This is a genomic window from Corallococcus sp. CA054B, assembly GCF_003611625.1.
GTDB lineage: Bacteria > Myxococcota > Myxococcia > Myxococcales > Myxococcaceae > Corallococcus > Corallococcus coralloides.
In genome coordinates this window covers 1-23,297 of sequence record NZ_RAVY01000155.1, presented here as the reverse complement: position 1 = coordinate 23,297, position 23,297 = coordinate 1, and the positions used below count along the sequence as shown (strand labels likewise).

The following is a 23,297-nucleotide window of genomic DNA, read 5'->3' as shown; positions in this document are numbered from 1 at the left end:
GCCTCTACCAGCCCCTGCCCGGCCCCTTCGTGCGCCGGGATGCCCAGGGGCGCCCCCTCCAGAACAACGACGACCCCCGCGACCGGCATGGCTCGGACCGCCGGCTGGGCGGCCGCATGTTCTGGAACGTGCTCCACGCCTTCCGGGCCGGGGAGGACACGGAGGACTCCTCCGTCTCCCAGGCCCAGTGGGACCGCATGGTCTTCGGCGCGGTGCTGGCCATGGTGGGCCTGGCCCTGGCGGCCGTCGCGCTCGTCAGCTCGCTCTAGGAGCGACGGGGCGCGTCGAAAGCCTTGGGCTTGGCGCGGCCTGTGCTACGGTGCCGCGCACTTGGCCACCGACGACCTCACACTCGTCAAGCGCGTCCGCAGCGGGGACCAGCGCGCCTTCAAGCTCCTCGTCGAGCGTTACCAGCGCAAGGTGTATGCCGTCGCGCTCGGAATGCTGAAGGACAAGGAGGAGGCGATGGACGTCTCCCAGGAGGCGTTCGTCAAGGTCTACAAGTACCTGGACCACTTCAAGGGCGACGCGTCCTTCTACACGTGGCTCTACCGCATCACGTCCAACATCTGCATCGACGTGCTGCGCAAGCGCCGCGGCGGCGGCGAGCCCGTGGAGTTCGACGAGACGCAGGACGTGGACCTCTCCGAGGCCCGCATCGGCGCGCTCGGCAGCCGCCTGGGGACCAATCCCCAGAAGAGCGCCCTGCGCAAGGAGCTGGCGGAGAAGATCCAGGAAGCGCTGGCCACGGTGCCGGAGAAGCACCGCGCCATCCTCCTGCTGCGCGAAATCGAGGGAATGTCCTACGAGGACCTGGCCCGCACGCTGGACATCCCCAAGGGCACGGTGATGAGCCGGCTCTTCCACGCGCGCGCCAAGGTGCAGAAAATCCTGGGGGATTATCTGGAGCTGGACGAAGCCAAGAGCGGGGTGGGCAACGAATGAGGACGCCAGAAAGGCCTCCTCGAATATCCGAGGGGCCCGTCGCGTCCCCACCGACGAATTCCCACCAGCCCGCAGGGTGAAGAGTATGGCCGGAAATCCCGCGTGTGAGCGTTTCGTACCGCTCCTGTCTCCCTACATCGACGGTGAACTCGCTCCTGGGGAGCGCGTCAACGTGGAGCGGCACCTGGCCGCCTGCCGGGATTGCACGGGCCGCGCGGCGGACCTGCGCGCTGAGTCCGGGTTGCTCCGGGTCGGCCTGGACATGGCGGTGGACGACGTCGACTTCAAGGACTTCGCCCAGAAGGTCATGGCCCGGGTGACGCCGGAGAAGCCGCCCCTCATTGAACGGATGCGGCTGGCCCTGTCGGAGATGTTCCTCTACCAGCGCACCGCGATGATTTCGTCGCTGGCCACCGCCGCGGTGGTGATGCTGGTGGCGCTGCCGCTGGTGCTGCGCGACAACGCGCCGGAGGGCTACGCCGCCGAGCGCATGACGGTGAAGTCCATCCAGTCCTACCAGGGCGCCCGCGTGGCCCCGGTGGTGATGGAGACCGAAGGCGGCGGCTCCATCATCTGGATGGTGGACGAGCAGGAGCAGGCCCCGGAGCCCGTGAAGGAGAAGAAGCCGGGCGCGGTGGAGTCCCAGGATTCGAGCGTGACGCCGGATGGCCAGGAAGGACAGCCGACGCCGGCTCCGTCCGTCCCGCCCCGGCCCACCGGAGGAGCGCTATGACGAAGCCGACGTGGGCGGTGCTGGCACTGCTGTTCGCCGTGGGCCTGGTGATGGGGCCGGCGGTCGCCTCCGCCCAGGAGCAGAAGGTGAAGGTGCAGGTGGAGGTGGTGCTGGCCTCCAACAAGGGCACCGCGGTGGAGCCTCCGGAGCTCTCCAAGATGAAGGAGGCGTTCCAGAAGCAGAACTTCAGCTTCACCTCCTTCAAGCGCATGTCGCTGGACACCGTGGAGGTGGGCGCCCAGAAGCCCACGGAAGTGAAGCTCCCCAACGGGACGAACGCGTCGCTCCAGCTGCTGGGCATGAAGGACGGCAGCGCCACGCTGCGCGTCATCATCCCGAACCAGTCCTCCGTGGAGGTGGAGCTGGGCCGCCAGGGCGCCGTGTACCAGAAGGCCGGCAAGCACGTGGGTGGCGAGGCTCGCAAGGTGGCCAGGGTGGTTTCCTCCACGGACATGACGCTGGCGACCGGGAAGCACATTGTGTTCGTGGGGTGAGGCTTCCGCCGGCCGGGCGCGGACGACAACAGGGATCCACTCCAGGGCCAGGTGAACGACGTGAAACCCATTCTCAGCCCCGGACGCAACTGCTGGACGCGTTCGGAAACGCATGACGCGGGCGTGCTGGTGGACGCCCGGGACTACTACCGGGAGCTGTATCGGGCCATCCGGAAGGCCCGCCGCTCCATCGTCATCACCGGTTGGCAGTTCGACAGCGACGTGACGTTGCTGCGCGGTGAGGACCTGGAGGAGGCCAAGGGAGGAGAAGTCCGGCTGCTGCCACTGTTGGATCAGATGTGCCGGGAGAACCCGGAGCTGCACGTCTACATCCTCGCGTGGGACTTCAGCATGCTGCTCGCCATGGAGCGCGAGTGGATGCAGAACCTGCTCTTCAACTGGACGACGAACGAACGGCTGCGCTTCCGCTTCGATTCCTCCAGTCCGCTCTACGGCGCCCATCACCAGAAGCTCGTCGTCGTGGACGGCGTGATGGCGTTCACCGGCGGCATGGACGTGTGTGACTGTCGCTGGGACGACCGGGACCACCCCGCGCACTCGAAGATGCGCTGCGACTCCGGCCGCGACCCGCACGGGCCCTACCACGACGTGCAGACGGTGCTGACAGGCCCCGCGGTGAAGCCGCTCGCGGAGCTGTTCGAGGCGCGCTGGGCGCACTCGGGCGGAGGCGAGCTCCACCTGGAGCCCGTGAACCGCGACGACCTGACTTTCGAAGCGACGATGCCCGCGCCTCCGGGCCCGGTGGCCATCAGCCGCACCTTCGGGAAGACGCTCCTGCCGCCGCAGGACGAGGTGCAGGAGATCCGCGCGCTGTACGTGGACGCCATCGCCGCGGCCGAGCGCTTCATCTACATCGAGAACCAGTACTTCTCCTCACGCGCCATCTACGACGCGCTCGTCAAGCGCATGCGCGCGGCCGGACGGCCCCGGCTCCAGGTGATGCTGGTGCTGCCCCGTCAGCCGGAGGCGCTGCGCGAGCAGATCGCCATGGGCGTGGCCCAGGTGCGCCTGCTGCGCGCGCTGCGCGAGGTGGCCTCCGAGACGGGCCATGGCTTCGCGGTGTACGGCTCGGCGGCGAAGGACGAGGACGGCTCGGACGTCTTCACGTACATCCACTCGAAGGTGCTCATCGTGGATGACACCTTCATGACCATCGGCTCCGCGAACACGACCAACCGCAGCCTGGGATTGGATTCGGAGCTCAACCTGAGCTGGGAGGCGGAAGCGCCCGGGGACGCCGTGTCGCGCGCCATCCGCCGCGTGCGCGTGTCGCTGATGGCGGAGCACGTGGGCCTGGCCGGCGTGGCCGCGCTGCGCCCGCTGGTGGACGCGAACCACCTGGTGGAGACGTTGGACGGGCTGGCCCTCGCGGGACAGCACCGGCTGCGTCCCCACCCGCTGGAGACGGTGTTCGACCAGAACCCGCTCTTCAAGCCGCTGGAGCCGGAGGAGTTCCTCATCGACCCGGAGGAGTCGGTGCTGGACGAGTCCCTCTTCGAGGCCCTGCACAAGGGCGACGACGGCCTCTTCGCCTCCGGCGTGCGCCTCTTGTCGCGCTGGCTGGTGGGCAAGTCGTGCGAGACGGCCCGGCGGCACAGCGCCATCCTGCCCTGCGAACCCGTCCAGGAAGAGGGCGGGACGGTGGGGAACTAGCGGCGGGCGAAGTCCACGCCCACGCCCGCGCCCGCGCTCACGCCTTGCACCAGCGTGCCGTCCGGCTGCGGGAAGGTCTGTGTGGAGCCCGCGCCCCAGATGTACATGGCGGGCATCACGCGCTGGCGGAACTCCGCGGCCACCGAGTAGCGGGGCTTGTCACCCAGGCCCACCACGATCACGCGCGCGATGCCTCGCGACTCGCCGCCCGGGGTGCTGAAGCTCAGGGACAGGTCTCCGTCCGCGCGGCCGAAGGCGGAGTACTCCACGGCGCCGCTGGCCACCACCTCCGGGGAGTCCGGTCCGTCGCCTCGCGCCACGGACACCTCCAGGTAGCCGGAGAAGTCCTTGGGCACGCGCTGGTCGGACTGGGGCTCCTCGGAGAGGCCCACGGCGGAGAAGCGCGACAGCTCGTAGCCCGCGCCGAAGTAGCCGAAGCGGAAGCCGCCGCCCTGCCGGCGCCCCTGCGCGGTGACGCTGATCTGCGTACCCTTGAAGTTGCCCTCGAACGCGACGCCAATGAGGGCGCCCACGTCCTGCGCGCCCTCGTTGAGCCGCGCGCCACCGGCGACCAGGGCCCACGAACGCAGCCGCTCACCCTTGTACATGGCGAACTCGCCGCCCACCGACGCCACCGTGGCCTCCGGCGTCACCCCGCCGGCCTCGCCGAAGTCGTGCGCCGCCGAGGCGCGCACCAGGTAGCGGTCGAAGTTCCCCTCGCTGTCGCTGGCGATGCGGCCGATGTCCAGCAGCAGCTCGCCGGAGAACACGCGCGCGGCGAGCACGTCGCTGGCCAGCAGCTGCACGCGCGCGGGCCCCGCGGTGAATGACAGCGTGCCGCCCGCCGGGTGGTAGTTCGGGTTGAGCTGGTTGTCGTAGCGGTTCACCAGGTAGCCGCGCCCCAGCGACTCCTCCAGGAACGGCTGCACGCGCATGCCGAAGCGGCCGGACTCGTCGCCAATGCGCAGCAGGCGCACCACCTGGCCGTAGTCACTGCGCTCGTCCCAGTCCTCGCGCCGCAGCCACGCGCCGTAGTCGTCGTCCTTCTGCTTCGGCTCGCTGTCCAGCAGCCGGAAGCGCAGCGGCGCGCCCAGCATGAAGGCGAAGTCCTCGCCGCCATCCACGCCCAGGGACGGGTACGCGTAGCCGAACAGGTCCTGCTTCCCGCCCCGCGTCCCGGACGGGAAGCTCAGCGGCCCCACCTCCAGGAGCGCCCGGAACCCGATGCCTCCCGAGTCTTCCGAGCCCCCCGAGGATTCCGGCGCGGAGTACGACTCCTGCTGCGGATCATTGGGAACCTCCTCGATGGTGGAGGACTGGGAGTGAAGCAGGGCGATGAGGGCCACAAAGGGAGCACCAGTCATTGGTGCTCACTCTAGTTGGCGCGGCGCGGGCTGGACAGACGAATACCCGGGACGGCCCGCGAGCGGGCTTTCCCGGATATCCGCCCTCGCGTGGGGCGCGATGACTAGTTCGTGGGATCCGGCGTGGCGTCCGTCTCCACCTTGGAGCTGTCCGTGCTCGGGGCGTCCACGTCGCTGTTGAGGGCGCCGGACCCGGTCTCGTCGCTCACGTCGCTCTTGCCTTCGGTGGCGGTGGAGCCGGAGCCGCCGGTGCCGCCGAGGTTGCCCTCGGTGCCCAGGTTGCCCTTCTCATTGGGGTCGCGGTTCTGGTTCACCGCGCCGGAGGGGGACTGGGTGTCGCCCAGCTCGGTGGGCGTGTTCTGCTGGACGTCCCACTTCTCGCCGTCCCCGGTCTTCACGGCCTCGTCGGGAGCGCCGGAGCCGCCGGTGGCCTCGCCCTCGTAGACGGTGGGCGCGTTCATGCGGTCGCGCTTCTCCAGGTCGCTGACGTTGCCGGTCTCACCGGGCAGCTCCTGGTTGGAGGCGTCCGAGGACGAGGAGTCGATGCTCCCGCTGGTGTCCAGGGACTCGCCCGCGCTGCCCGAGCCGCCGATGGCGCCTGCCTCGGGTGACGAGGCCTCGCGGGTGTTGGCGTTGTGGCTGGCGCAACCGTACAGCGACAGGGCGACGATCGCCGCGAACAGAGGGAGCTTCATGGGAAATCTCCGTGTGTGTCGGGTGGGTTCAAGTCGGCTGCCAGAAATCTGGTTGCCCTTCCGACAGAGACAAGGACACACACGGTCCTCTGCTACCCGACCCTTACCTGAGCGGCCGGGCGAGCGGGCGCTCAGGTGCCGGGCCGTAGGCGCTAGAGCTTCTTGCGCCGCTTCGACGAGGACGGAGCCGCATCGGTGTCGGCGGCGTCCGCCTTGCGCTTGTCGCCGGTCTTCGCCGTCTCCCCGGCGAGTCGGAGGTGTCCTTCAGCACGTCCTTGTACGCGCCGAAGCGCGTGGCCTGATCAGGGCCCTGCATCGCGGTGAGGGTGTTCTGGAGCGCGCCGTCGCGCTTCGCCTGCACCTCGCCGGAGTCAGCTCGCCCTGGCGCTCAGCGAGCGTGGCGCGCGAGTAGCCCTGCATGCGGCCCGCGCCCGCGGCGGCACCCGCTTGACTACGTTTGTAGTCAGGCGTACCTTCCTTTCTGACTACAGCTGTCGTCACGAAGGGCAGGACGCATGAAGAAGCCGGTGGGAGAGCAGGAGCTGGCGGTGCTGCGGTACGTGGCCGAGCACGGGCCGGCGACGGTGGGCGAGGTGGCCGAGCGCTTCGGCGAGGCGCAGGGCCTGGCGCGCTCCACCATCCTGACGGTGATGGAGCGGCTGCGGCTGAAGGGGCACCTGACCCGTTCGAAGGTGGACGGGGTGTTCCAGTACGCCTCGCCGGTGGCCACGCAAGAGCTGCTGCGCGACGTCGTAGGGAACTTCGTGCAGCGCACGCTCTCCGGGTCACTGTCGCCGTTCGTGACCTACCTGTCGGAGACGGAGGACGTGTCCGACGAAGAGTTGAAGCAGCTCCAGGACGTCGTGGCGCGCCTGCGCCAGAAGCGGAAGGAGTGAGCCCCGTGACGCCTTTCATGACCTCGCCGTGGTGGTCGTCGTGGCCGGAGTCGGTGTGGCGTGCCTCGTGGCAGGGGGCGCTGTGCGCGCTGGCCGTCTGGTTGCTGGCCCGGGCGGTGCCGCGCCTGCCCGCGGCCCTGCGCGCCGGCCTCTGGTGGCTGGTGGCGCTCAAGTTCGTGCTCACGCTGGGCTGGCCCAAGCCCATGCCCCTGGCGCTGCTGCCCGTGGAGGACACCGCCGCGCAATTCCAGACGGTCCGCGTGGAAGGCGCTCAATCCCAGACGCAGGGGCAGACGGTCATGGTGCTCACGGCGCCCGATGCGGCCGTGCGCATGTCGGTGTCGCCGCAACGGCAGACACCGGCGCACGTAGAGAGCCCCTCGGCCGGGGCGCGGGTCGCCTCGTTCTTCAAGGGCGCGGTGGCGTCGCTCCGCGCGCATCCGTGGACGGTGGGGGCCGTGTGGGCGCTGCTCGTCCTGTGGGGCGCGGGCGTGGCGTGGAAGGTGCGGGGCCACGTGCTGGCGTGGCGTCAGGTGCGGGGCATGCGGGAGCGCGCGCGGCCCTTGCGTCACCCGGTGCTGGAGGAGGAGGCGGAGTTCCTCGCGAACGAAGCGGGCCTGCGCCGTCCGCCCACGCTGCTCGTGTCGGACGAGGTGGTGAGCCCGCTGGCCGCGGGGCTCCTGTCGCCGGTCATCGTGCTGCCCGCGAAGGCGCTGCGCGACCTGCCGGAGGACTCGCTGCGCATGGCGCTGGCGCATGAGATGGCGCACCTGCGGCGCGGGGACCTGTGGCTGGGCTGGGTGCCGGCGCTGGCGGAGACGGTCCTCTTCTTCCACCCGCTCGCGCGCCAGGCGGCCCGTGAGTACGCGCTCGCCCGGGAAGAGGCGTGCGACGCGGAGGCGCTGCGCCTCACCGGCGCGGAGCCCGCGGACTACGGCGAGCTGCTCATCGCCTTTGGCATCACCCGGCCCCCGGGCAGCGCAGCGGCGCTCGGGGCGTCGGCCCACCTTCACGCGCTGCACAGGAGGCTCCGCATGCTGGAACATGTCGACGTCGTCCCCACGCAACCCCGCCGGTGGCTGAAGGGTGCGCTGTTCGCCCTCGGCGCCGTGGTCCTGATGCCCTTCCAGGTCGTCGCCAAGGCGCCCGCGGAGAGCACCGCCCCCGCCGCGAAGGACGCGGCCCCTGCCCCCGTCAAGGTGGGCACCGTCCGGCACCTGCCCGAGGATGCCGCGCCGGCCTCCAACGCGAAGCCGTCGCCCGCGTCGAAGCCCACCGTGACGGAGCACACCGCGAAGGCGCCCGGCACGCCCGCGGACGCGCCGCCGCTGCCCGCGCTGCCTCCGCTGCCCCCGCCCACGCCGGGAGCGACGCGATCCACGCAGCTCACCACGCACGTCCCGCCGGCCGCGCCCGCGCCCATCCCGGACCATGACAGGCGGGCTCCGGTGCCGCCCGCGCCGCCCATGCCTCCGGTCGGTGGCAGGCCCATTCCGCCGGTGCCGCCCGTGCCTCCGGTCCGGGGCGCGCTGTCCCCGGTGGCGCCCATGGCCCCCATGCTCGCGGCCGCGCCGCGTCCGCCCGCGCCGCCCGCGCCTCCGGCCATGGGCATCGAGGACGGCGACAGCTTCGCGTATCTCTCCGAAGGCCGCTCGCTGGTCATGGCCGGCTCCACGGACGACCTGTACCTGGCGCGCACCTTCAAGCAGCAGGGCAAGGACCTGCTCTTCGTGCGCCGCGACAACAAGCCCATGCTGATCCGCGACGCGAAGACGCTGGAACAGGTGCGCAAGCTGATGGAGGACTCCAGCAAGCTGGGTGACGCGCAGGGCGCGCTCGGCGAGAAGCAGGCGGCCCTGGGCGCGCAGCAGGCCGCGCTGGGCCAGAAGCAGGCGGAGCTCGGCTACCCCATGTCGCAGATCGCCGCGAAGCACGCCGCCATCGCCGCGAAGCGCGCGGAGATCGCCATGGAGCGCGCCCGCCTCCACTCGCTCGCGGACGGCCCCGAGCGCGACCGCAAGGAGGCGGAGCTCGACAAGCGCGACGATTCCTTCGACGCGGAGCTGGAGGGCCTGGACAAGCAGCAGGAGGAGCTCAGCAAGAAGATGGAGGCGCTCGGCGAGGAGCAGGGGAAGCTGGGGGAGCAGCAGGCGAAGCTGGGCGAGGAGCAGGGGAAGCTGGGGGAGCAGCAGGCGGCGCGCGGCCGCGAGCAGATGAAGAAGGTGATGGCCGTCATCGACGAGGCCATCCGCAAGGGCCTGGCCGAGCCTCTGCCCACCTGAGGACGGAGGGCGCGGCCCCACGGTGACGGCGCACGCGGGGGTTCCCTATACCGGGACCCGGTGTGAAGCCTGTCTCGGAGGTCGCCATGTCCGCCGCCGTCCCGCAGCACACGTCACGCACCACCATCGACATCCTGGTGCGCCGGGTCCGAGAGGGCTCGAGCGCGTGGGCGAAGCTTGCCCTGACGGAGCGCATCCGGCTCCTGGAGGACCTGCGCCACGCGTACCTCTCCATCGCGGAGCCGAGCGTGCGCGCGGCCTGCGAGGCGAAGGGAATCGACCCCGGCGGGCCACTCGCGGGTGAGGAGTGGCTCGGCGGGCCCATGGTGGTGGTGCGCAACATGCGGCTGCTCTCCGAGTCGCTGAAGGACATCCAGAAGCACGGCGCGCCCGTCATCCCCGCGAAGCACCTGCGCACGCTGGAGGACGGGCGGCTCGCCGCGCGGCTGTTCCCCCGGGACAGGCTGGAAGGGATGCTCCTGCCCGCCACCACGGGCGAGGTCTACTTCCAGCCCGGCGTCACCGCGGCCAACCTGCGCGAACACCAGGCCTCCTTCTACAAGAAGCCCCACAAGGGCCGGGTCTGCGCGGTGCTGGGCGGCGGCAACGTCAACTCCATCCCGCCCATGGACTGCCTCTACAAGCTCTTCGTCGAGGGCACCGCCTGCGTGCTCAAGATGAACCCCGTCAACGCGTACCTGGGCCCGTTCCTGGAGCAGGCCTTCGCGCCGCTCATCGCGCGCGACGCGCTGGCCATCGTGTACGGCGGCGCGGAGGAGGGCGCGCAGTTGGTCCACCATGACGCGGTGGACGAGGTGCACATCACCGGCAGCGACAAGACCCACGACGCGCTCGTGTGGGGCCCACCCGGCCCGGAGTCCGACGAGCGCCGCCGGAAGAACGAACCGCTGCTCGCGAAGCACGTCTCCAGCGAGCTGGGCAACATCTCCCCCGTGGTGGTGGTGCCGGGTCCGTACTCGGACGGCGAGCTGCGCTTCCAGGCGGACGACATCGCCGGCATGGTCGCCAACAACGCGTCCTTCAACTGCAACGCGGCGAAGCTGCTGGTGCAGCCGAGGGAGTGGAACCAGCGCGGCGCGCTGATGGACCGCATCCAGGCGAGCCTGGGCCAGGCGCCCGTGCGCCGCGCGTACTACCCGGGCGCGCAGGAGCGCTGGCGCCAGTTCACGGACGCGCGCCCGAACCTGCGGCTGGTGGGCAACCCCGGCGAGGGCGACCTGGCCTACGCGCTGATTCCGGACGTGGACCCCGCGAAGACGGACGACCGCGTGTTCCACCACGAGCCCTGGTGCACGGTGCTGTCGGAGACGGGCCTGCCGGGCTCCGACGAACCGGTGGCCTTCCTGGAGGCCGCGGTGGCGTTCCTCAACGAGAAGGTGTGGGGCACCCTCAACGCGATGCTCATCGTCCATCCGAAGACGATGCGGGACCCGAGGGTGCGCGCGGCGGTGGAGAAGGCGGTGCGGGACTTGCGCTACGGCACCGTGGCCCTCAACACCTGGCCCGCCGCGGGCTACGCGCTGGGCAGCATGCCCTGGGGCGGCCATCCGTCCGCGACGCCCCGGGACATCCAGAGCGGGCAGGGCTGGGTGCACAACACGTTCATGCTGGAGTCCATCGAGAAGTCGGTCCTGCGCGCCCCGCTCACGTCCCTCATCCCGCCCCCGTGGGTGCCCGGTCACAAGAGCATGGCGACGCTGTCCCGCCGGTTGATGGAATTCGAGCAGTCCCCGTCCTGGTGGAAGCTGCCGGGTGTCGCCCTGGCCGCGCTGCGCCGGTAGGGGCAGGCGGGGAGGCGGGGAATCTGGAGGCTCGTGGTAGGTAGGGGGCCATGGCATCCAGGTACGCGCAAGAGGGTGGGCAGTCGCTCCAGCAGGGGCAGCCCGCGGAGGCGGTGAAGAGCTTCCAGAAGGGCCTCTCCATCGACCCCAAGGACGTGGACTGTCTGATGGGCCTGGTGCGCGCCCACCTGAGCACCGGCGCCTCCAAGGAGGCCGAAGGGGCCGTGACGCGCCTGTTGCAGGTGCAGCCGGACAACACGGAGGCGCAGGCGCACCTGGCCATGCTCAAGGCGCAGGCCGGGGACCCGGTGGCGCTGGTGACGCTCAAGGCGCTGGCCGCCGCGCCCACCGCCGGCTACTTCGAGCGCTTCAACCTGGGCACGCTCCTGGCGGACCGCGGCGACCTGGTGGGGGCGAAGGCCGCCTTCGAGGCCGCGCAGGTGGTGGCGCCCCACAGCGTCTATCCGCACTTCGAGCTGGGGCGCATCGCGGTGCAGCGCAAGGACACGGCGGCGGCGGTGACGCACTTCCAGCAGGCCGCCTCGCTGGCGCCCCAGGAGGCCCTGCCGCACCTGATGCTGTCGCGCGCGCACGCGGAGAGCGGCGCCATCGGGGCGGCCATCGCGGCGGCCACGCGGGCCCTGGAGCACGCGCAGGGCCGCACGCGCGTGGCGGTGTTGCAGGACCTCTTCCGCCTCTACCTCCAGGCCAACGGCCAGGACGCGGCCCGCCGCACCATCCTGGAGCTGCGCGAGCTGGACCCCGAGCAGGTCCGCTACGTCCACCTGCACGGCATGGCCTGCATGCTGGCCGGGGAGCTGGCCCAGGCGAAGGCCCTCTTCGCGGAGGCGCTCGAGCGCGCTCCGAATCAGTGGGACATCCGCCACTCGCTGGCGCAGGCGCACGAGGCGCTGGGCGAGCGCGCCGAGGCCCGCAAGCTCCTGGAGGAGACCGTGGCGGTGGCGCCCCACGAGCCCGGCCCCACCAACGACCTGGTGCGCCTCCTAATGGGCGACCAGGACCACGCGCGGGCCCGCGTGCTGCTGGAGCGGGTGCTGGAGGCGAACCCCCAGGACGCGCTCACGCACCTGAACCTGGCGCGCGCCACCCAGCCGTTCGACCGGGCGGAAGCCACCCGGCACGCCAGGCAGGCGCAGTCGCTGGGCGCCGCGGACGACATCGTGAAGGACCAGGCGGCGCGGCTCCTCACGGAGCTGAGCGGCTGACGCACCCCGTCTTCCCCTGTCCCAGGCCCGTGCCTACCTTCAGGCCCGGTCCGAGAGCGGGCAGGGGGGACGTATGCGCAAGGCGGAGCAGGCACTGATTGAGCAGTTGGAGGCGCGCTTCCGCGAAGTGACGCGGCTGCTCTACACGACGTCCATCCCCGCGTCGGTGCTGGACGCGGAGCTGATGCCGATGATCGCCGAGGACGTCACCTTCACCGACCCCTGGCAGAAGGGGGGCGGCAGGGAGACGTACCGCAAGGGCGCGGCGGGCTTCCACTGCATGTTCCGCTTCGACTTCGACATCTACCAGCTCAACGTCCAGCTGGAGCCGGATGGGAAGAGCGGGCGGGCCATCGTGGATGGGGTGATGAACCTCAAGCAGTTCGCGTGGCTCTACACGTACCCGCTGCGCACGCTGCTCGTGTACGACTTCACGCTCCAGCGCGGCGAGGACGGCGGTGAGGTGCTGCCGCTCATCCACGCGCACGAGGAGATGTGGAGCTTCGGCGACATGATCGCCAACGTGCCCGGCGTGGGCGCGCTCTACGACCGCTTCCGCAACGCCTTCAGCGTGGGCTTCCTGGCGGCGTCCGCGCTGTGCGGGCGCCTCAAGCAATCCACCTGAGAGGCCGGGCGGCAGGGCACGGGCGTCATGCCCTGACATGTCTGTCAGGGATTGCCGGGGGCGACTCCGGGTGCGGCCGTCTGTCGGCCAGTGGGCACGGGTGTTGCTCTGGGGCGCGGGGTCCCCTGTCCCCGGAGGTCCCGCGTGCGTCGCTGGCTGTCGCTGCTGCTGCTCCCCGTCCTTGCTGGCTGTGAGCCCGGTCTGGAGGCGGCCGGCGTGTTGGATGCCACGGCGGCACGGCTCGAGGACGACCGTGTCTCCGTCGAGGTCACGCTGGCCTGCGGCCTCGTCTACGGCATGGGGCGGTCGCAAGGCTGTGACGCGGATGGCGAGCGCGTCTGCGTCTCCGCGACGTGGTACGCGGCCGGCGACACGGCCTTCGCCCATCCGGTGCACCGGGCGGAGTCGTGCCAGACGGTCCCCGACATCATCGGCACCCAGGTGACGGTCACCACGTCGGAGGCCGTGGACCGGGACCCCGGGCTGCGCATCCTGGTCAGCGCGGATCCCCGCGTGGCGAACGTCGTCATCCCCAACCCCTGAGGCCCCCCATGCATCCGACCTTCATCATCGTGGCCCTCGCGGGCCTGCTGGCGGCCTGCGGGCCTCGTTGGGACGCCGTGGGCGTTCGCGCCGCCTCCGCCACCCGTGACGCGGATGACCACGTCACCGTGACAGCCGTGTTGACCTGCGTGCCCGCGAACGGCTCGGAGCCCGACGGCTGTGACAAGGATGGGGAGTCCCTGTGCATCGGGCTCATCGGGTACCCGACCCCGGAGGTCCTGCCGGAGGATCGCTCCTCCCTGGGAGTCTGGCGCGTCTCCGAGTGCTTGCAACCCAAGCACTGGGAGGGGACGACCGTGGTGTTGCGCTCACCGGAGCCCGTGCCGCGCGACGTGCCCTGGACCCTGGAGCTGGGACGGACCCTCATTGGTGGAGAGGGCCCGCGCGTCTTCATGGCGAGCCCCTGACATGCGCACGTCTTGCTATGTAGGGCGGGTCTTCTTGTTGGGGGAGCCGTGATGCGGCGTACCGTGATTGGAATGTGGTTGGCGCTGGCCGCCATGGGCTGCGGCGAGGACCTGCAAGCACCCGACGTCTCCGGTGTCCGGGCCACGCGGCTGGACGATGGCCGGGTGTCTCTCAGTGTCTACGTCACGTGCTTCGCGCTCAAGGGGGAGCAGCCGGCGGACGAAGACTGCGGCTTGCCGGAAGACGAGCCCCTCTGCGTCGATGCAGGCTGGTACCTGGCGACGGACGCCGCCTTCGGCACGCCCCTGTTCTCACAGCGGACGTGCGAGCCGGTCGGCACCGTCATCCGCAGGTCGATGACCGTCGTCTCGCCGGGCGTCGTCCCTGCCGAACACGACTGGCGCATCCTGGTCCAGGTGGATCCGCGCAGCACCCGCATCATCCTCGCCAGCCCCTGAGCCTCCCCATGTCCCTGCGAATCCCCTGGATGTTGACGTGCTGTGGCCTGCTGGCCGCGTGTGGCTCCGGCCCGGACCTGGTGGGCGTCCGCACCGCCACCGCTGTCCGCGACGCGGACGACCGGGTCACGGTGACGGCCGTCCTCACGTGCGTGCCGTGGGACGGCTCCCCGGCGGGAGGGGACTGCGACGCGGACGGCAAGGAGCACTGCATGGTGGCCACCTGGACCGACTCGTACGGTCGCAATTCCCCCCGGATCATCACGTCGGGCGTCCAGTGCGTCATCCCGCAGCGGGTCGAGGGCGCGACAGTGGTCATCCGTTCATCGGCCCCCGTGCCGCGCGAGCAAGGCCTCACTATCAGGCTCGGCGACACGCCGAGGGTGGTCATCGACAGCCCGTGACGGGCCCCTTGAAGGGTGTCTGTCTTTTCAGCGCCCGAACAGCCCGCGCCGCTTCGTCTGCTGCGCCTGTCCGCCCAGGCGTGACAGCCGCTGGCCCAGGATGCGGCTCATCTCCAGCGCGACGGCGGGGTTGGCCATCATCACGCCGCGGAAGTCCTCGCGGCCCACGGCGGCCAGCTCGCACGGCGTGGCGGTGACGGCGGTGGCGTTGCGCGGCTCGCCCGTGAGCAGGGCCAGCTCTCCGAAGAAGCCGCCCTGCTTCACCGTGGCCACCGTCTGCCGGGAGGCATCCTTCATCGCCACCTCGCCGGAGATGACCACGTAGAACGTCTCGCCCGCGTCACCCTGGCGGAACAGCTCCGTGCCCGCGGGCGTCTGGAGCAGCTCCGCGCCTCGCGCCACCGCCCCCAGCTCGTCGTCACTCAGGGGCGCCAGGAAGTCCAGCTTGCGCAGCGTCTGCGCCAGCGTCGACGCCAGGCCCGCGCCCAGCGGCGGCTCCGACGTGAGGAACTCCACCGCCTTCGCCACCTGCGTGCGGCGCGCCACGAGGATGACGTTGTGCCCGGCCTTCAGCTGCGTGTTGCCCTCCGGCAGCGCGGTGTGGCCCTGCGGATCCACCAGCGCGATGAAGATGCACTCGCGAGGAAACCCCTCCATGCCGCGCACCTGCGCCACCGTCTGCCCCGCCACGCGGGCGCGCGCGGGGATGGCCAGCTCGAACAGGAGCGCGTCACCGCTGCTGAGCGGCAGCGACCCGGACACCTGCGGGAAGTCGATGGCGGTGGTCATCTTCGCCACCACCACGTCCGCCTCCGCCACCAGCTCCTTTACGCCTGCCAGCCGGTACGCGTCGCGGTAGTTCGTGTCCAGCATCCGCACCATCAGGCGCGCGCTGGACGTGGAGCGCACCAGCATGGCGAACGCCAGGTTCGCCGGGTCGTGCGCCAGCACCGCCGCCGCCACGTCCGCCGTCCCGATGCCCGCCGCCTCCAGCACGCGCGGGTTGGTGGCGTCCCCGCACACCGTCACCACGCCCACCTCTTCGAAGAGGCGCGCGCAGATGCCCGCGTCGCGTTCAATGACCGTCACCGTGTGCTGCTCCGACACGAGCCGCGCCGCCAGCGCGCCGCCCACCCGTCCTCCCCCCGCGATGACGATCTTCATGACGCCTTCTGCTCCTTGCCTTCCGGGTTCGCGTGCCCGCCGTGCAGCACCTTCTCCAGGTCCAACATCCGCGCGTCCAGATGCGCCAGCATCTCCTCCGCCGTCCCCTCCGGGATCAGCCCGTTGCGCCGCGCGCCCTGCAACGCCGTGCGCTCCGCGTCGATGAGCCGCCGCCGCGTGCTCAAGAGGTCCTTCGCCCCTTCGGCCAGGTGCTGCTCGCTGATGCGCCGCAGCTCCCGCTCCGCCCGGGCGATGTTCACCTGGTACTCGCTGCGCAGGTGCTCATAGGCCGCGCGCGGCAGCAGGCCCTGGGAATGCAACGCATCCAGCTCCACGTGCGCCGCGCGGCTGGCGATGAGCTTCCCGCGCTGCTCCGCCATCTCCAGCGCCACCGCGTCCTGCTGGAACAGCCCCAGCGCCTTGAGCGCGCCCGTGAGCATCAACCCCTGGCCCACCATGGACACCAGCGTGACGCCGAACGCGATGGAGACAATCTGCTCGCGCGCGGGCGTGGTCTCCGGAAGACCCAATGCCAGACCGATGGACAGCGCGCCCTTGATGTTGCCCACCAGGAACACGTGCTGCCAGCGCAGCGGGATGGACTCCGCGGGCTTGAACAGACGCAGGAGCAGGAAGGGCAGGTAGATGGCCACCGCGCGCCCCACCACCACCGCCACCACCGCGATGCCCACGCCCGGCAGGTGTCCCTGGAGCGCCTCCGGCCGCGTGTCCAGACCCACGGAGAGGAAGAGGAACGTGTTGACGCCGAAGGTGGCGTACTCCCAGAAGGAATGGATGGCCACCTGGCTCTGCGGCGGCACCTCCCGCCGTAGCGTCACGCCCACCGCTAGCCCCGCCACCACCGCGGAGATGGCACCCGACAGGTGCACCTCTTCCGCCATCACGTAGGACGCCAGCGCCACCGCCGTCGTCACCATGATCTCCGCGAGCGGATCCTCCGCGCGCCGGATGATGAAGCCGCCCAGCAGGCCCAGCGCCAGGCCCACCACCGCGCCCCCCACCGACGCGAGCAGCACGTGGCCGCTCAAGGAGCCCAGCGACGGCGCCGCGCCGCCCGCCACCACCGCCGCGATGGCCGTGTACGCCACCAGCGCGGTGCCGTCATTGAAGAGGCTCTCGCCCTGGATGATGCCCGCCAGCCGCCCGGGCACCGGCGCACGGCGGAAGGCGTAGAGGATGGACACCGTGTCCGTCACCGCGAGGATGGCGCCCAGCAGCAGCGCGGGCCCCCACGCCAGGTGCAGCATCCAGTGCAGCGCGGCGCCGGTGGCGCCAATGGCGAGCACCATTCCCAGCGTGGACAGCAGGCCAATGGGGACCGCGTTCGCGCGGATGCCATTGAGGTCCGCCATGATGCCGCCCTCGAAGAGCAGCAGCGGCAGGCATATGAGGAAGACCACCTGGGGGTTGAGCGGGGGAACCCCCGGCAGCAGGTGTGCAACGGAGATGGTCAAGCCACCAAGCACCAGCGCGACGTTGTACGGCACGCTGGCCCGCTTGGCGGCGATGGCAAGCGCGATGGCCGCCACCATCAGGCCGATGAGTATAGGTACTTCCAGCAGCACGGCGACTCCACTGGGGCCAGGAAGAGACGCGAAGCTTTCCAGATTCGCGCGGACCGTGCACGGGCACCGCCCGCTTTTCAGCTCCACGCCCGAGGCCCCGCCCGCCCGCCTTCCTCCCTCTGGAAGTGCGCCCTGGCGGTACGGCGTCCGCGTGGTACAGCGGGACCCCAGATGAAATCCGGCTCGCTGGACACCCTGGTGCTCTCCGTCACGGCCCTGCGCAAGACCTACGGCGCCCACACGGCCGTGGACGGCATCTCCTTCCACGTGCGCCGCCGCGAAATCGTGGGACTTTTGGGCCCCAACGGCGCGGGCAAGAGCACCACCATCAACATGCTCCTGGGCGTGCTCCAGCCCACCTCCGGCACCATCGCCATTGAAGGCACGGACCTGGAGACCCACCGGGTGAAGGCGCTGTCCCGCACCAACTTCGCCGCCGTCTACTCGCCCCTGCCCGGCAACCTCACCGTGGCCCAGAACCTGCGCGTCTTCGGCCTCATCTACGGCGTGAAGGGGCTGTCCGCCCGCATCGAGACGCTGCTGGAGGAGTACGACCTGAAGCGCTTCCGCGACACCAAGTGCGGCGTGCTGTCCTCCGGCGAGCAGACGCGTGTGTCATTGGCCAAGGCCATGCTCAACGAGCCGCGCCTGCTGCTGCTGGATGAACCCACCGCGTCGCTGGACCCGGCCACGGCGCTGGACATCCGCACCCGCATCAAGGCCTTCGCCTCCCAGGGCAACAGCAGCGTGCTGTGGACGTCCCACAACATGTACGAGGTGGAGTCCGTCTGCGACCGCGTCCTCTTCCTGGCGCGCGGCCGGGTGCTGCTGGAGGGCGACCCGAAGACGCTGCCGCGCGAGCACGGCAAGGCCACGCTGGAGGAGCTGTTCATCGCCGTGGCCAACGAGCCGCTGGCCCTGGAGAGGAACGAAGCGCCATGAACCTGAACCACGTCGCGGGCATCGCGCTGCGCCAGTTCTATCTCTACAAGGGCAACTTCGCGCGCGTGGTGCCGCTGTTCGCCTGGGTGGCCGTGGACATGGTGCTGTGGGGCTTCATGACCCGGTACCTCAACGAGGTGACGTCCTCCGGCTACGACTTCGTGCCGGCGCTGCTGGGCGCGGTGCTGCTCTGGGACTTCTTCGCGCGCGTGATGCAGGGGCTGACGACGGGCTTCTTCGAGGACGTCTGGTCGCGCAACTTCCTCAACGTCTTCGCCACGCCGCTGACGCTGCCGGAGTACGTGGGCGGCCTGGTGGTGACGAGCATCGCGACCAGCGCCATTGGCCTCGTCGTCATGCTGCTCTTGTCCACCACGGTGTTCGGCCTGTCCTTCGCCGCCTACGGGGCGATGTTCATCCCCTTCGTGATGGTGCTGTTCCTCTTCGGCATCGCGCTGGGCATCCTCAGCAGCGCCATGGTGCTGAGGCTGGGCCCCGCGTCCGAGTGGTTCGTCTGGCCCATCCCCAGCCTGCTGTCCCCGTTCGTGGGCGTCTTCTATCCGCTGTCCACGCTGCCGGAGTGGATGCAGTGGGTGGCGAAGCTGCTGCCCCCGTCCTACGTCTTCGAGGGCGTGCGCACGCTGGTGGCCGGCGGCGAGTTCTCCGGCGTCACGCTCGGCTGGGGCTTCGCGCTGGCGCTGCTGGACATCGTGCTGGCGGGCTGGGTGTTCCAGCGCGTCTACCGCTACGCGGTGCGCACGGGCCTGCTGGCCCGCTACAGCGCGGAGAGCGTGAGCTAACGCCGGACGCGCAGGAGCAGGTCCTTCTTCGGGCCGCACTCGCCCCGGCCGTCGCAGTTGCTGGTGGTGACGTACAGGTGGCCGTCCGGGCCCATCAGCACGTCGCGCAGGCGGCCCCAGGTGTCGCGCAGGTACACCTCGTGCCGGGTCACGCGGTGGGGTTGCCGAGCGTCGAACTCCACCCGGTGCAGGTGCTTGGACTTGAGCGTGCCCACGAGCAGCGACCCCTTCCACTCCGGAATCGCGCTGCCCGTGTAGACGGCGGCGCCGCCCGGGGGCGCGGCGTCGTCGAAGGTGAGCGACGGGGTGACGCGCCCGCTCTGCGTCTCGCACGAATAGATGCCGGGCCAGCCCAGGTTGTCGCCCGCCTTCACCACGTTCACCTCGTCGTGGCCGAAGCGCATCGTCTCGCCGCTGGGGCCGTGGTCGGTGAGGTACAGCGTGGTGGCGTCCCTCCAGTCAAAGCCTTGCGTGTTGCGCACACCCAGCAGGAACGCGGGCGAATCCGGAAAGGGATTGTCCTGGGGCACCGCCCCGTCCGGCGTCAGGCGCAGCAGCTTGCCCGCGGGGCTGGCCACGTCCTGGGACAGGTCCGGGTCGCGCGAGTCACCCGTGCCCACGTACAGCATGCCGTCCGGCCCGAAGCGCAGCCGCCCGCCGTCGTGGTACTTCGCGGACGGGATGTCGCCGAAGATGACGCGCTCGAAGGTCGCGCTCGTGCCGTCCGGTGACAGCGTCCAGCGCTCCACCCGGTTCTGCGCCTTCCCGTCCGCCTGGGTGGTGACGTACAGGTAGAACCGCCGGTTCGTCGCGAAGTCCGGGTGCGCGGCGATGCCCAGCAGGCCGCCCTCGCCGTTCGCCGTCAGGGGCAGCGTGGCCACGGCCCCGGGCTGCAGCTGGCCTCCGCGCAAGAGCCGCACGCGGCCGGGCCGCTCGGTGATCAGCGCGTCGCCATTACCGCCCGGCAGGAAGGCCACGCCCCAGGGGACCTCCAGCCCTTCCGCCACCACGTCCACGGTGACGGGCACGCTGCCGTCCTGGCCCCAGCCGTCCTCCATCAGGATGCAGTCCGCGGCGGAGGCCGTCCCCTGCGCCTGGCTCCTGCGGCAGGCGGAGGCGGAGGCGGTGAGCACCACGAGGGCGGACAGGAGCAGGCGTCGGGAGCGCATGGCGACAATCTAGCGTTGGTGAACGCGGCCTACCGACCTGGAAGGGGGGCAGCCGAGCGCATTCGGGACTGGAAGACGGTGCCGGGTGGCGTTGTCGCGGCCCCTGTCGTGGGCACCTTGCTCGGGCGGGTTCAACGGCAACCTTTGCCCAGCGGGAGGCAGTTCCATGGCGCGCATCGCACTCATCGTGGCGAACGACTTCGAGGACTCCGAGTTCCAGGTCCCCTACGACAAGCTCAAGCAGGCAGGCCACGAGCCCGTCGTCATCGGCGTGGAGGCCGGCAAGACGCTCAAGGGGAAGAAGGGCGCGGAAATCCGCACGGAGAAGGCGGTGAAGGAGGTGAAGGCCGCGGACTTCGCCGCGCTGGTGATTCCCGGCGGCTACTCGCCGGACCACCTGCGCATGGACATTGGCATGGTCGGCTTCGTGCGCGACTTCTTCAAGGCGGACAAGCCCATCGCCGCCGTGTGCCACGCGCCGTGGATGCTGGTGGAGGCGGACATCGCGGACGAGCGCACCGTCACCTCGTTCCCCTCCATCAAGACGGACCTCATCAACGCCGGCGCGCGCTGGGTGGACCGGCAGGTGGTGGAGGACGGCAACCTCATCACGTCCCGCAAGCCGGATGACCTGGAGGCCTTCTGCGCCGCCGTGCTGCGCCAGCTGAAGGACGGCATCGCCCCACGTCTGGAGTCGCCCCTGGCCCCGGAAGCCACCGCGGACCGCGCACCCCCAGTGCACTGAGCCGCCACCAGGGCGGAAAATGGTCCAACAGGACCCGGCCCCCAGGGTGCTTCAGGCGCTCTGGGGGTTTTACGTATCGCGTGAAGGAACGGATTTCCCCCCCACGGATCCGCCTGCCTGCCCCCGTTTCCAGAGGGAGAATGTTGGCGGGACAACCCCCCATCCCCTCGACGCATTGTGCTGTCGGGAGCATGCGTTGGGTTTTTGCTCCTCTGGAATTGTTCCGTTGTCTTTGGTTCTTCGGTACAAGACACTCAGACATTTGTACGGGGTTCCACCAACCCCAGGGGAGTCATCTAATCCCCGAGTTTTACAGCTGGGTTGCCATTGTGCAGTCTTATTGTTTATTATTCCGACCGCACCGACCCCTCGACGAACCGCGCCATCACTGGCGGTCACTGTGGACTCCCGCATGAACCCGGCTCCTCGAAACGTGGTGTCCCAGCCTCGTCAGGTAGTCCGGGCGGTGTTGAACGAAGCGCTGGAGAGCAAGCTGGGCGGTGAGGTGGTGGTGAAGTCCACCACGGTCTCCGGGCGCATCTTCGTGGTGGAGCGCAAGGTGGCGTGGACGGTGCTCACGGGCCCGGGCGCGCGCAGCTTCTCCACGGCGCTCATCGACGCGAAGCTGGTGAGCCGCGAGGACGTCGAGCAGGTGATGGCGGAGTGCCGCAAGAGCGGCGGCAACTTCTGCGAGACGCTGGTGGCGTGGGGCCTGGTGCCGCGCGAAACGCTGCGCGACCTGCTGTGCCACCACGTGACCGCGCAGCTGGAGACGCTCTTCGGGCTGACGGAGGCGCAGGCGCTCTTCGTGCCGCAGCCGCGCTCCTACGCCAGCCAGCTGACGTTCGACCTGGCGGAGCTCACGGCCGACACCCCGCAGCCTGCTGTTCCGCAGTCGCAGTCCCCCTCGGGTCCCCCCGTCCTACTGGAAGGTGAAGCCATGGCGAACGTGAAGCAGGCGCTGGAAGAGGCGATGAAGATTGAAGGGGCGTTCGCGGTCTGTCTCGCGGATGCCAACAGCGGGATGACCCTGGGAAGTGTCGGTGGGAACGCGGCCTTCAACGTCGAGGCGGCGGCCGCGGGCAACACGGAGGTGATGCGCGCCAAGCTGAAGACGATGAAGGCCCTGGGCATCAAGGACCGCATCGAGGACATGCTCATCACCCTGGGCGAGCAGTACCACATCATCCGTCCGCTCTCGGCCCGCGAAGGCCTGTTCCTCTACATCGCGCTGCACCGCGCGAACGCGAACCTGGCGATGGCGCGCTTCCGCATGGCGGACGTGGAGAAGAGCATCCAGCTCTGAGGCTTCACCTGAGTGCCACCCCCACGCCGCCCGTTTCCCTCCTGGAGGGAAGCGGGCGGAGGCGTTTGGAGGGTCAGTGCTCTCCCGCGCGCTTCTCACCGGCTTCCACGCGCAGGGCCAGGCGGTTGCCGCGCGGAGGCAGCGGGCAGGTGGCGAAGCGCGAGAAGGCGCACGGCGGGTTGTAGGCGCGGTTGAAGTCCAGCACGACGCGCCCGTCCTTGTCCGGCAGCGGCGCTTCGAGGAAGCGGCCGGCGCCGTAGGTCGTGTCGCGGTTCGTCTCGTCGCCGAAGACGATGAACAGCTCTCCGTCTCCCTCCTCTCCCACGGGCGTCAGGCGGTACTCCTTGCCCGCCACCGTGAAGACGAGCGTGCCGGCGGACTTCATCTCCTCCGCATGGCCCAGCACCGTCGGCACGCTGATCATGCGCGGCTTGTCGTCCGGCACCAGCTTCGCCTCCACCTTCCAGTCCGCGCTGGCCGGATACATGGGGATGCCGGGGAACTGCTTGCGCGCCGCCGCATCCGAGTCCTTCACCCGCACGCCCAGCCTGTCCTTGCGGAGGATGATCTGGAAGCTCACGGTGCCCAGGCGCACCACGTCCGGCGCGCCCTTCTCGTCTGTCTTCAGCGCGCCGCCCGTGAAGGGCTTGCCCTCCAGCGTGGAGGCGACACCCGGCGCGGGCTGGAAGCTCACGCTGTTGCCCTTGCGCACGAAGGTCCCCGCCTGGGCCGGCGCTGGCGAGGGCAGCGGCACCGCGCTGCCGGGCGCGGAGCCGGCCGTCTGCTCGCCCTCCTTCAACCAGGTGAGCCCCACCAGCGTCAGCCAGCCGTCCGGCGATTGCAGGCGTTTCAGCCGTTCGGCGTGCCACGCCTGGGTGGCGGCGGCGACGTCCTCCGCGGGGGCCTTCTTCTCCGCCTGCGCGGCGGGCTTCGGAAGTGGCTTCGTCGCGGGCGGCGAGGCCTGCAATGCCAGGGACAGGACCAGGGCGAGGGTGCTCATGGGGAGGGGCCTCGG

23 protein-coding genes and 1 pseudogene are annotated in these 23,297 nt (G+C 70.3%); 18 read left to right on the top strand and 6 right to left on the bottom strand.

Going from position 1 to position 23,297, the window contains the following annotated elements:
• The 5 genes and pseudogenes from D7V80_RS41920 to D7V80_RS29705 all read left to right on the top strand — a co-directional run.
• A pseudogene (locus tag D7V80_RS41920) lies at positions 1-269 on the top strand (Immediate early protein ICP0); the annotation flags it as partial.
• Between the two features lie 61 nt (positions 270-330).
• Complete coding sequence (locus tag D7V80_RS29720) at positions 331-945, top strand: RNA polymerase sigma factor (RefSeq protein WP_014400131.1); 615 nt, start codon at positions 331-333, stop codon at positions 943-945.
• An 85-nt stretch (positions 946-1,030) separates the two neighbouring features.
• Positions 1,031-1,678 (top strand): anti-sigma factor, encoded by a 648-nt coding sequence (locus D7V80_RS29715; RefSeq protein WP_014400130.1) that lies wholly within the window; start codon positions 1,031-1,033, stop codon positions 1,676-1,678.
• A complete protein-coding gene (locus tag D7V80_RS29710; protein ID WP_120591364.1) occupies positions 1,675-2,172 on the top strand; it encodes a hypothetical protein in 498 nt (165 codons plus the stop codon). Before D7V80_RS29715 ends, D7V80_RS29710 begins: the two co-directional genes overlap by 4 nt.
• Before the next feature lie 60 nt (positions 2,173-2,232).
• On the top strand, positions 2,233-3,846 hold the full coding sequence (locus tag D7V80_RS29705; RefSeq protein ID WP_199738884.1) for a phospholipase D-like domain-containing protein: 1,614 nt from the start codon (positions 2,233-2,235) through the stop codon (positions 3,844-3,846).
• Here the strand turns inward: D7V80_RS29705 and D7V80_RS29700 are convergent.
• Positions 3,843-5,192, bottom strand: coding sequence for a hypothetical protein (locus tag D7V80_RS29700; RefSeq protein WP_370452556.1), 1,350 nt, complete (start codon positions 5,190-5,192; stop codon positions 3,843-3,845). The genes D7V80_RS29705 and D7V80_RS29700 overlap by 4 nt on opposite strands.
• 122 nt (positions 5,193-5,314) lie before the next feature.
• The gene (locus D7V80_RS29695) at positions 5,315-5,905 is read right to left on the bottom strand and encodes a hypothetical protein (protein ID WP_120591361.1); all 591 of its coding nucleotides are present in this window, start codon (positions 5,903-5,905) and stop codon (positions 5,315-5,317) included.
• Between the two features lie 515 nt (positions 5,906-6,420).
• Here D7V80_RS29695 and D7V80_RS29690 point away from each other — a divergent pair.
• The 9 genes from D7V80_RS29690 (at position 6,421) to D7V80_RS29650 (ending at position 14,570) form a co-directional block, all read left to right on the top strand.
• Positions 6,421-6,801 (top strand): BlaI/MecI/CopY family transcriptional regulator, encoded by a 381-nt coding sequence (locus D7V80_RS29690; protein WP_014400122.1) that lies wholly within the window; start codon positions 6,421-6,423, stop codon positions 6,799-6,801.
• A 5-nt stretch (positions 6,802-6,806) separates the two neighbouring features.
• Positions 6,807-9,083: a M56 family metallopeptidase gene (locus D7V80_RS29685; RefSeq protein WP_120591360.1), complete on the top strand. Its 2,277-nt coding sequence runs from the start codon at positions 6,807-6,809 to the stop codon at positions 9,081-9,083.
• 86 nt (positions 9,084-9,169) lie between these two features.
• A complete protein-coding gene (locus D7V80_RS29680) occupies positions 9,170-10,885 on the top strand; it encodes an aldehyde dehydrogenase (RefSeq protein ID WP_120591359.1) in 1,716 nt (571 codons plus the stop codon).
• Positions 10,886-10,935: 50 nt separating this feature from the next.
• Complete coding sequence (locus D7V80_RS29675) at positions 10,936-12,111, top strand: tetratricopeptide repeat protein (RefSeq protein ID WP_120591358.1); 1,176 nt, start codon at positions 10,936-10,938, stop codon at positions 12,109-12,111.
• 73 nt (positions 12,112-12,184) lie between these two features.
• Positions 12,185-12,736, top strand: a complete 552-nt coding sequence (locus D7V80_RS29670; protein ID WP_120591357.1) for a hypothetical protein — start codon at positions 12,185-12,187, stop codon at positions 12,734-12,736.
• A 144-nt stretch (positions 12,737-12,880) separates the two neighbouring features.
• Positions 12,881-13,279 (top strand): hypothetical protein, encoded by a 399-nt coding sequence (locus D7V80_RS29665; RefSeq protein ID WP_120591356.1) that lies wholly within the window; start codon positions 12,881-12,883, stop codon positions 13,277-13,279.
• An 8-nt stretch (positions 13,280-13,287) separates the two neighbouring features.
• A complete protein-coding gene (locus D7V80_RS29660; RefSeq protein ID WP_120591355.1) occupies positions 13,288-13,707 on the top strand; it encodes a hypothetical protein in 420 nt (139 codons plus the stop codon).
• Positions 13,708-13,758: 51 nt separating this feature from the next.
• The gene (locus D7V80_RS29655) at positions 13,759-14,166 is read left to right on the top strand and encodes a hypothetical protein (protein ID WP_147447247.1); all 408 of its coding nucleotides are present in this window, start codon (positions 13,759-13,761) and stop codon (positions 14,164-14,166) included.
• 8 nt (positions 14,167-14,174) lie between these two features.
• Positions 14,175-14,570 carry a hypothetical protein gene (locus D7V80_RS29650; protein ID WP_120591353.1) on the top strand — a complete coding sequence of 132 codons (396 nt, stop codon included), beginning with the start codon at positions 14,175-14,177 and terminating at the stop codon, positions 14,568-14,570.
• Between the two features lie 27 nt (positions 14,571-14,597).
• Here the strand turns inward: D7V80_RS29650 and D7V80_RS29645 are convergent, their stop codons facing one another.
• Both D7V80_RS29645 and D7V80_RS29640 read right to left on the bottom strand, forming a co-directional pair.
• Positions 14,598-15,734 carry a cyclic nucleotide-binding domain-containing protein gene (locus tag D7V80_RS29645; protein WP_120591352.1) on the bottom strand — a complete coding sequence of 379 codons (1,137 nt, stop codon included), beginning with the start codon at positions 15,732-15,734 and terminating at the stop codon, positions 14,598-14,600.
• Positions 15,731-17,320 carry a sodium:proton antiporter gene (locus D7V80_RS29640; RefSeq protein WP_120591351.1) on the bottom strand — a complete coding sequence of 530 codons (1,590 nt, stop codon included), beginning with the start codon at positions 17,318-17,320 and terminating at the stop codon, positions 15,731-15,733. Before D7V80_RS29640 ends, D7V80_RS29645 begins: the two co-directional genes overlap by 4 nt.
• 171 nt (positions 17,321-17,491) lie before the next feature.
• On the opposite strand from D7V80_RS29640, the gene D7V80_RS29635 reads away from it, so the two are divergent.
• Both D7V80_RS29635 and D7V80_RS29630 read left to right on the top strand, forming a co-directional pair.
• Positions 17,492-18,262, top strand: a complete 771-nt coding sequence (locus D7V80_RS29635; RefSeq protein WP_120591350.1) for an ABC transporter ATP-binding protein — start codon at positions 17,492-17,494, stop codon at positions 18,260-18,262.
• Complete coding sequence (locus D7V80_RS29630) at positions 18,259-19,062, top strand: ABC transporter permease (RefSeq protein ID WP_120591349.1); 804 nt, start codon at positions 18,259-18,261, stop codon at positions 19,060-19,062. Before D7V80_RS29635 ends, D7V80_RS29630 begins: the two co-directional genes overlap by 4 nt.
• Here D7V80_RS29630 and D7V80_RS29625 read toward each other — a convergent pair.
• The gene (locus tag D7V80_RS29625; protein WP_120591348.1) at positions 19,059-20,231 is read right to left on the bottom strand and encodes a sorbosone dehydrogenase family protein; all 1,173 of its coding nucleotides are present in this window, start codon (positions 20,229-20,231) and stop codon (positions 19,059-19,061) included. The genes D7V80_RS29630 and D7V80_RS29625 overlap by 4 nt on opposite strands.
• A gap of 166 nt (positions 20,232-20,397) precedes the next feature.
• Here D7V80_RS29625 and D7V80_RS29620 point away from each other — a divergent pair, with 166 nt between their 5' ends.
• Together D7V80_RS29620 and D7V80_RS43085 are read left to right on the top strand one after the other, a co-directional pair.
• Positions 20,398-20,976 carry a type 1 glutamine amidotransferase domain-containing protein gene (locus D7V80_RS29620; protein WP_120591347.1) on the top strand — a complete coding sequence of 193 codons (579 nt, stop codon included), beginning with the start codon at positions 20,398-20,400 and terminating at the stop codon, positions 20,974-20,976.
• A 466-nt stretch (positions 20,977-21,442) separates the two neighbouring features.
• A complete protein-coding gene (locus tag D7V80_RS43085; protein WP_233585822.1) occupies positions 21,443-22,282 on the top strand; it encodes a hypothetical protein in 840 nt (279 codons plus the stop codon).
• A 73-nt stretch (positions 22,283-22,355) separates the two neighbouring features.
• Here D7V80_RS43085 and D7V80_RS29610 read toward each other — a convergent pair whose 3' ends face one another.
• Complete coding sequence (locus D7V80_RS29610; protein ID WP_120591345.1) at positions 22,356-23,282, bottom strand: DUF1684 domain-containing protein; 927 nt, start codon at positions 23,280-23,282, stop codon at positions 22,356-22,358.
• Between the last annotated feature and the right edge of the window lie 15 nt (positions 23,283-23,297).

Coding starts and splice junctions, on each gene's coding strand:
- D7V80_RS29660 (WP_120591355.1), top strand. CDS start 13,288: ATGCATCCGACCTTCATCATCGTGGCCCTCGCGGGCCTGCTGGCGGCC.
- D7V80_RS29715 (WP_014400130.1), top strand. CDS start 1,031: ATGGCCGGAAATCCCGCGTGTGAGCGTTTCGTACCGCTCCTGTCTCCC.
- D7V80_RS29670 (WP_120591357.1), top strand. CDS start 12,185: ATGCGCAAGGCGGAGCAGGCACTGATTGAGCAGTTGGAGGCGCGCTTC.
- D7V80_RS29620 (WP_120591347.1), top strand. CDS start 20,398: ATGGCGCGCATCGCACTCATCGTGGCGAACGACTTCGAGGACTCCGAG.
- D7V80_RS29710 (WP_120591364.1), top strand. CDS start 1,675: ATGACGAAGCCGACGTGGGCGGTGCTGGCACTGCTGTTCGCCGTGGGC.
- D7V80_RS29655 (WP_147447247.1), top strand. CDS start 13,759: ATGCGGCGTACCGTGATTGGAATGTGGTTGGCGCTGGCCGCCATGGGC.
- D7V80_RS29695 (WP_120591361.1), bottom strand. CDS start 5,905: ATGAAGCTCCCTCTGTTCGCGGCGATCGTCGCCCTGTCGCTGTACGGT.
- D7V80_RS29645 (WP_120591352.1), bottom strand. CDS start 15,734: ATGAAGATCGTCATCGCGGGGGGAGGACGGGTGGGCGGCGCGCTGGCG.
- D7V80_RS29675 (WP_120591358.1), top strand. CDS start 10,936: ATGGCATCCAGGTACGCGCAAGAGGGTGGGCAGTCGCTCCAGCAGGGG.
- D7V80_RS29630 (WP_120591349.1), top strand. CDS start 18,259: ATGAACCTGAACCACGTCGCGGGCATCGCGCTGCGCCAGTTCTATCTC.
- D7V80_RS29680 (WP_120591359.1), top strand. CDS start 9,170: ATGTCCGCCGCCGTCCCGCAGCACACGTCACGCACCACCATCGACATC.
- D7V80_RS29635 (WP_120591350.1), top strand. CDS start 17,492: ATGAAATCCGGCTCGCTGGACACCCTGGTGCTCTCCGTCACGGCCCTG.
- D7V80_RS29625 (WP_120591348.1), bottom strand. CDS start 20,231: ATGCGCTCCCGACGCCTGCTCCTGTCCGCCCTCGTGGTGCTCACCGCC.
- D7V80_RS29650 (WP_120591353.1), top strand. CDS start 14,175: ATGTCCCTGCGAATCCCCTGGATGTTGACGTGCTGTGGCCTGCTGGCC.
- D7V80_RS29610 (WP_120591345.1), bottom strand. CDS start 23,282: ATGAGCACCCTCGCCCTGGTCCTGTCCCTGGCATTGCAGGCCTCGCCG.
- D7V80_RS29690 (WP_014400122.1), top strand. CDS start 6,421: ATGAAGAAGCCGGTGGGAGAGCAGGAGCTGGCGGTGCTGCGGTACGTG.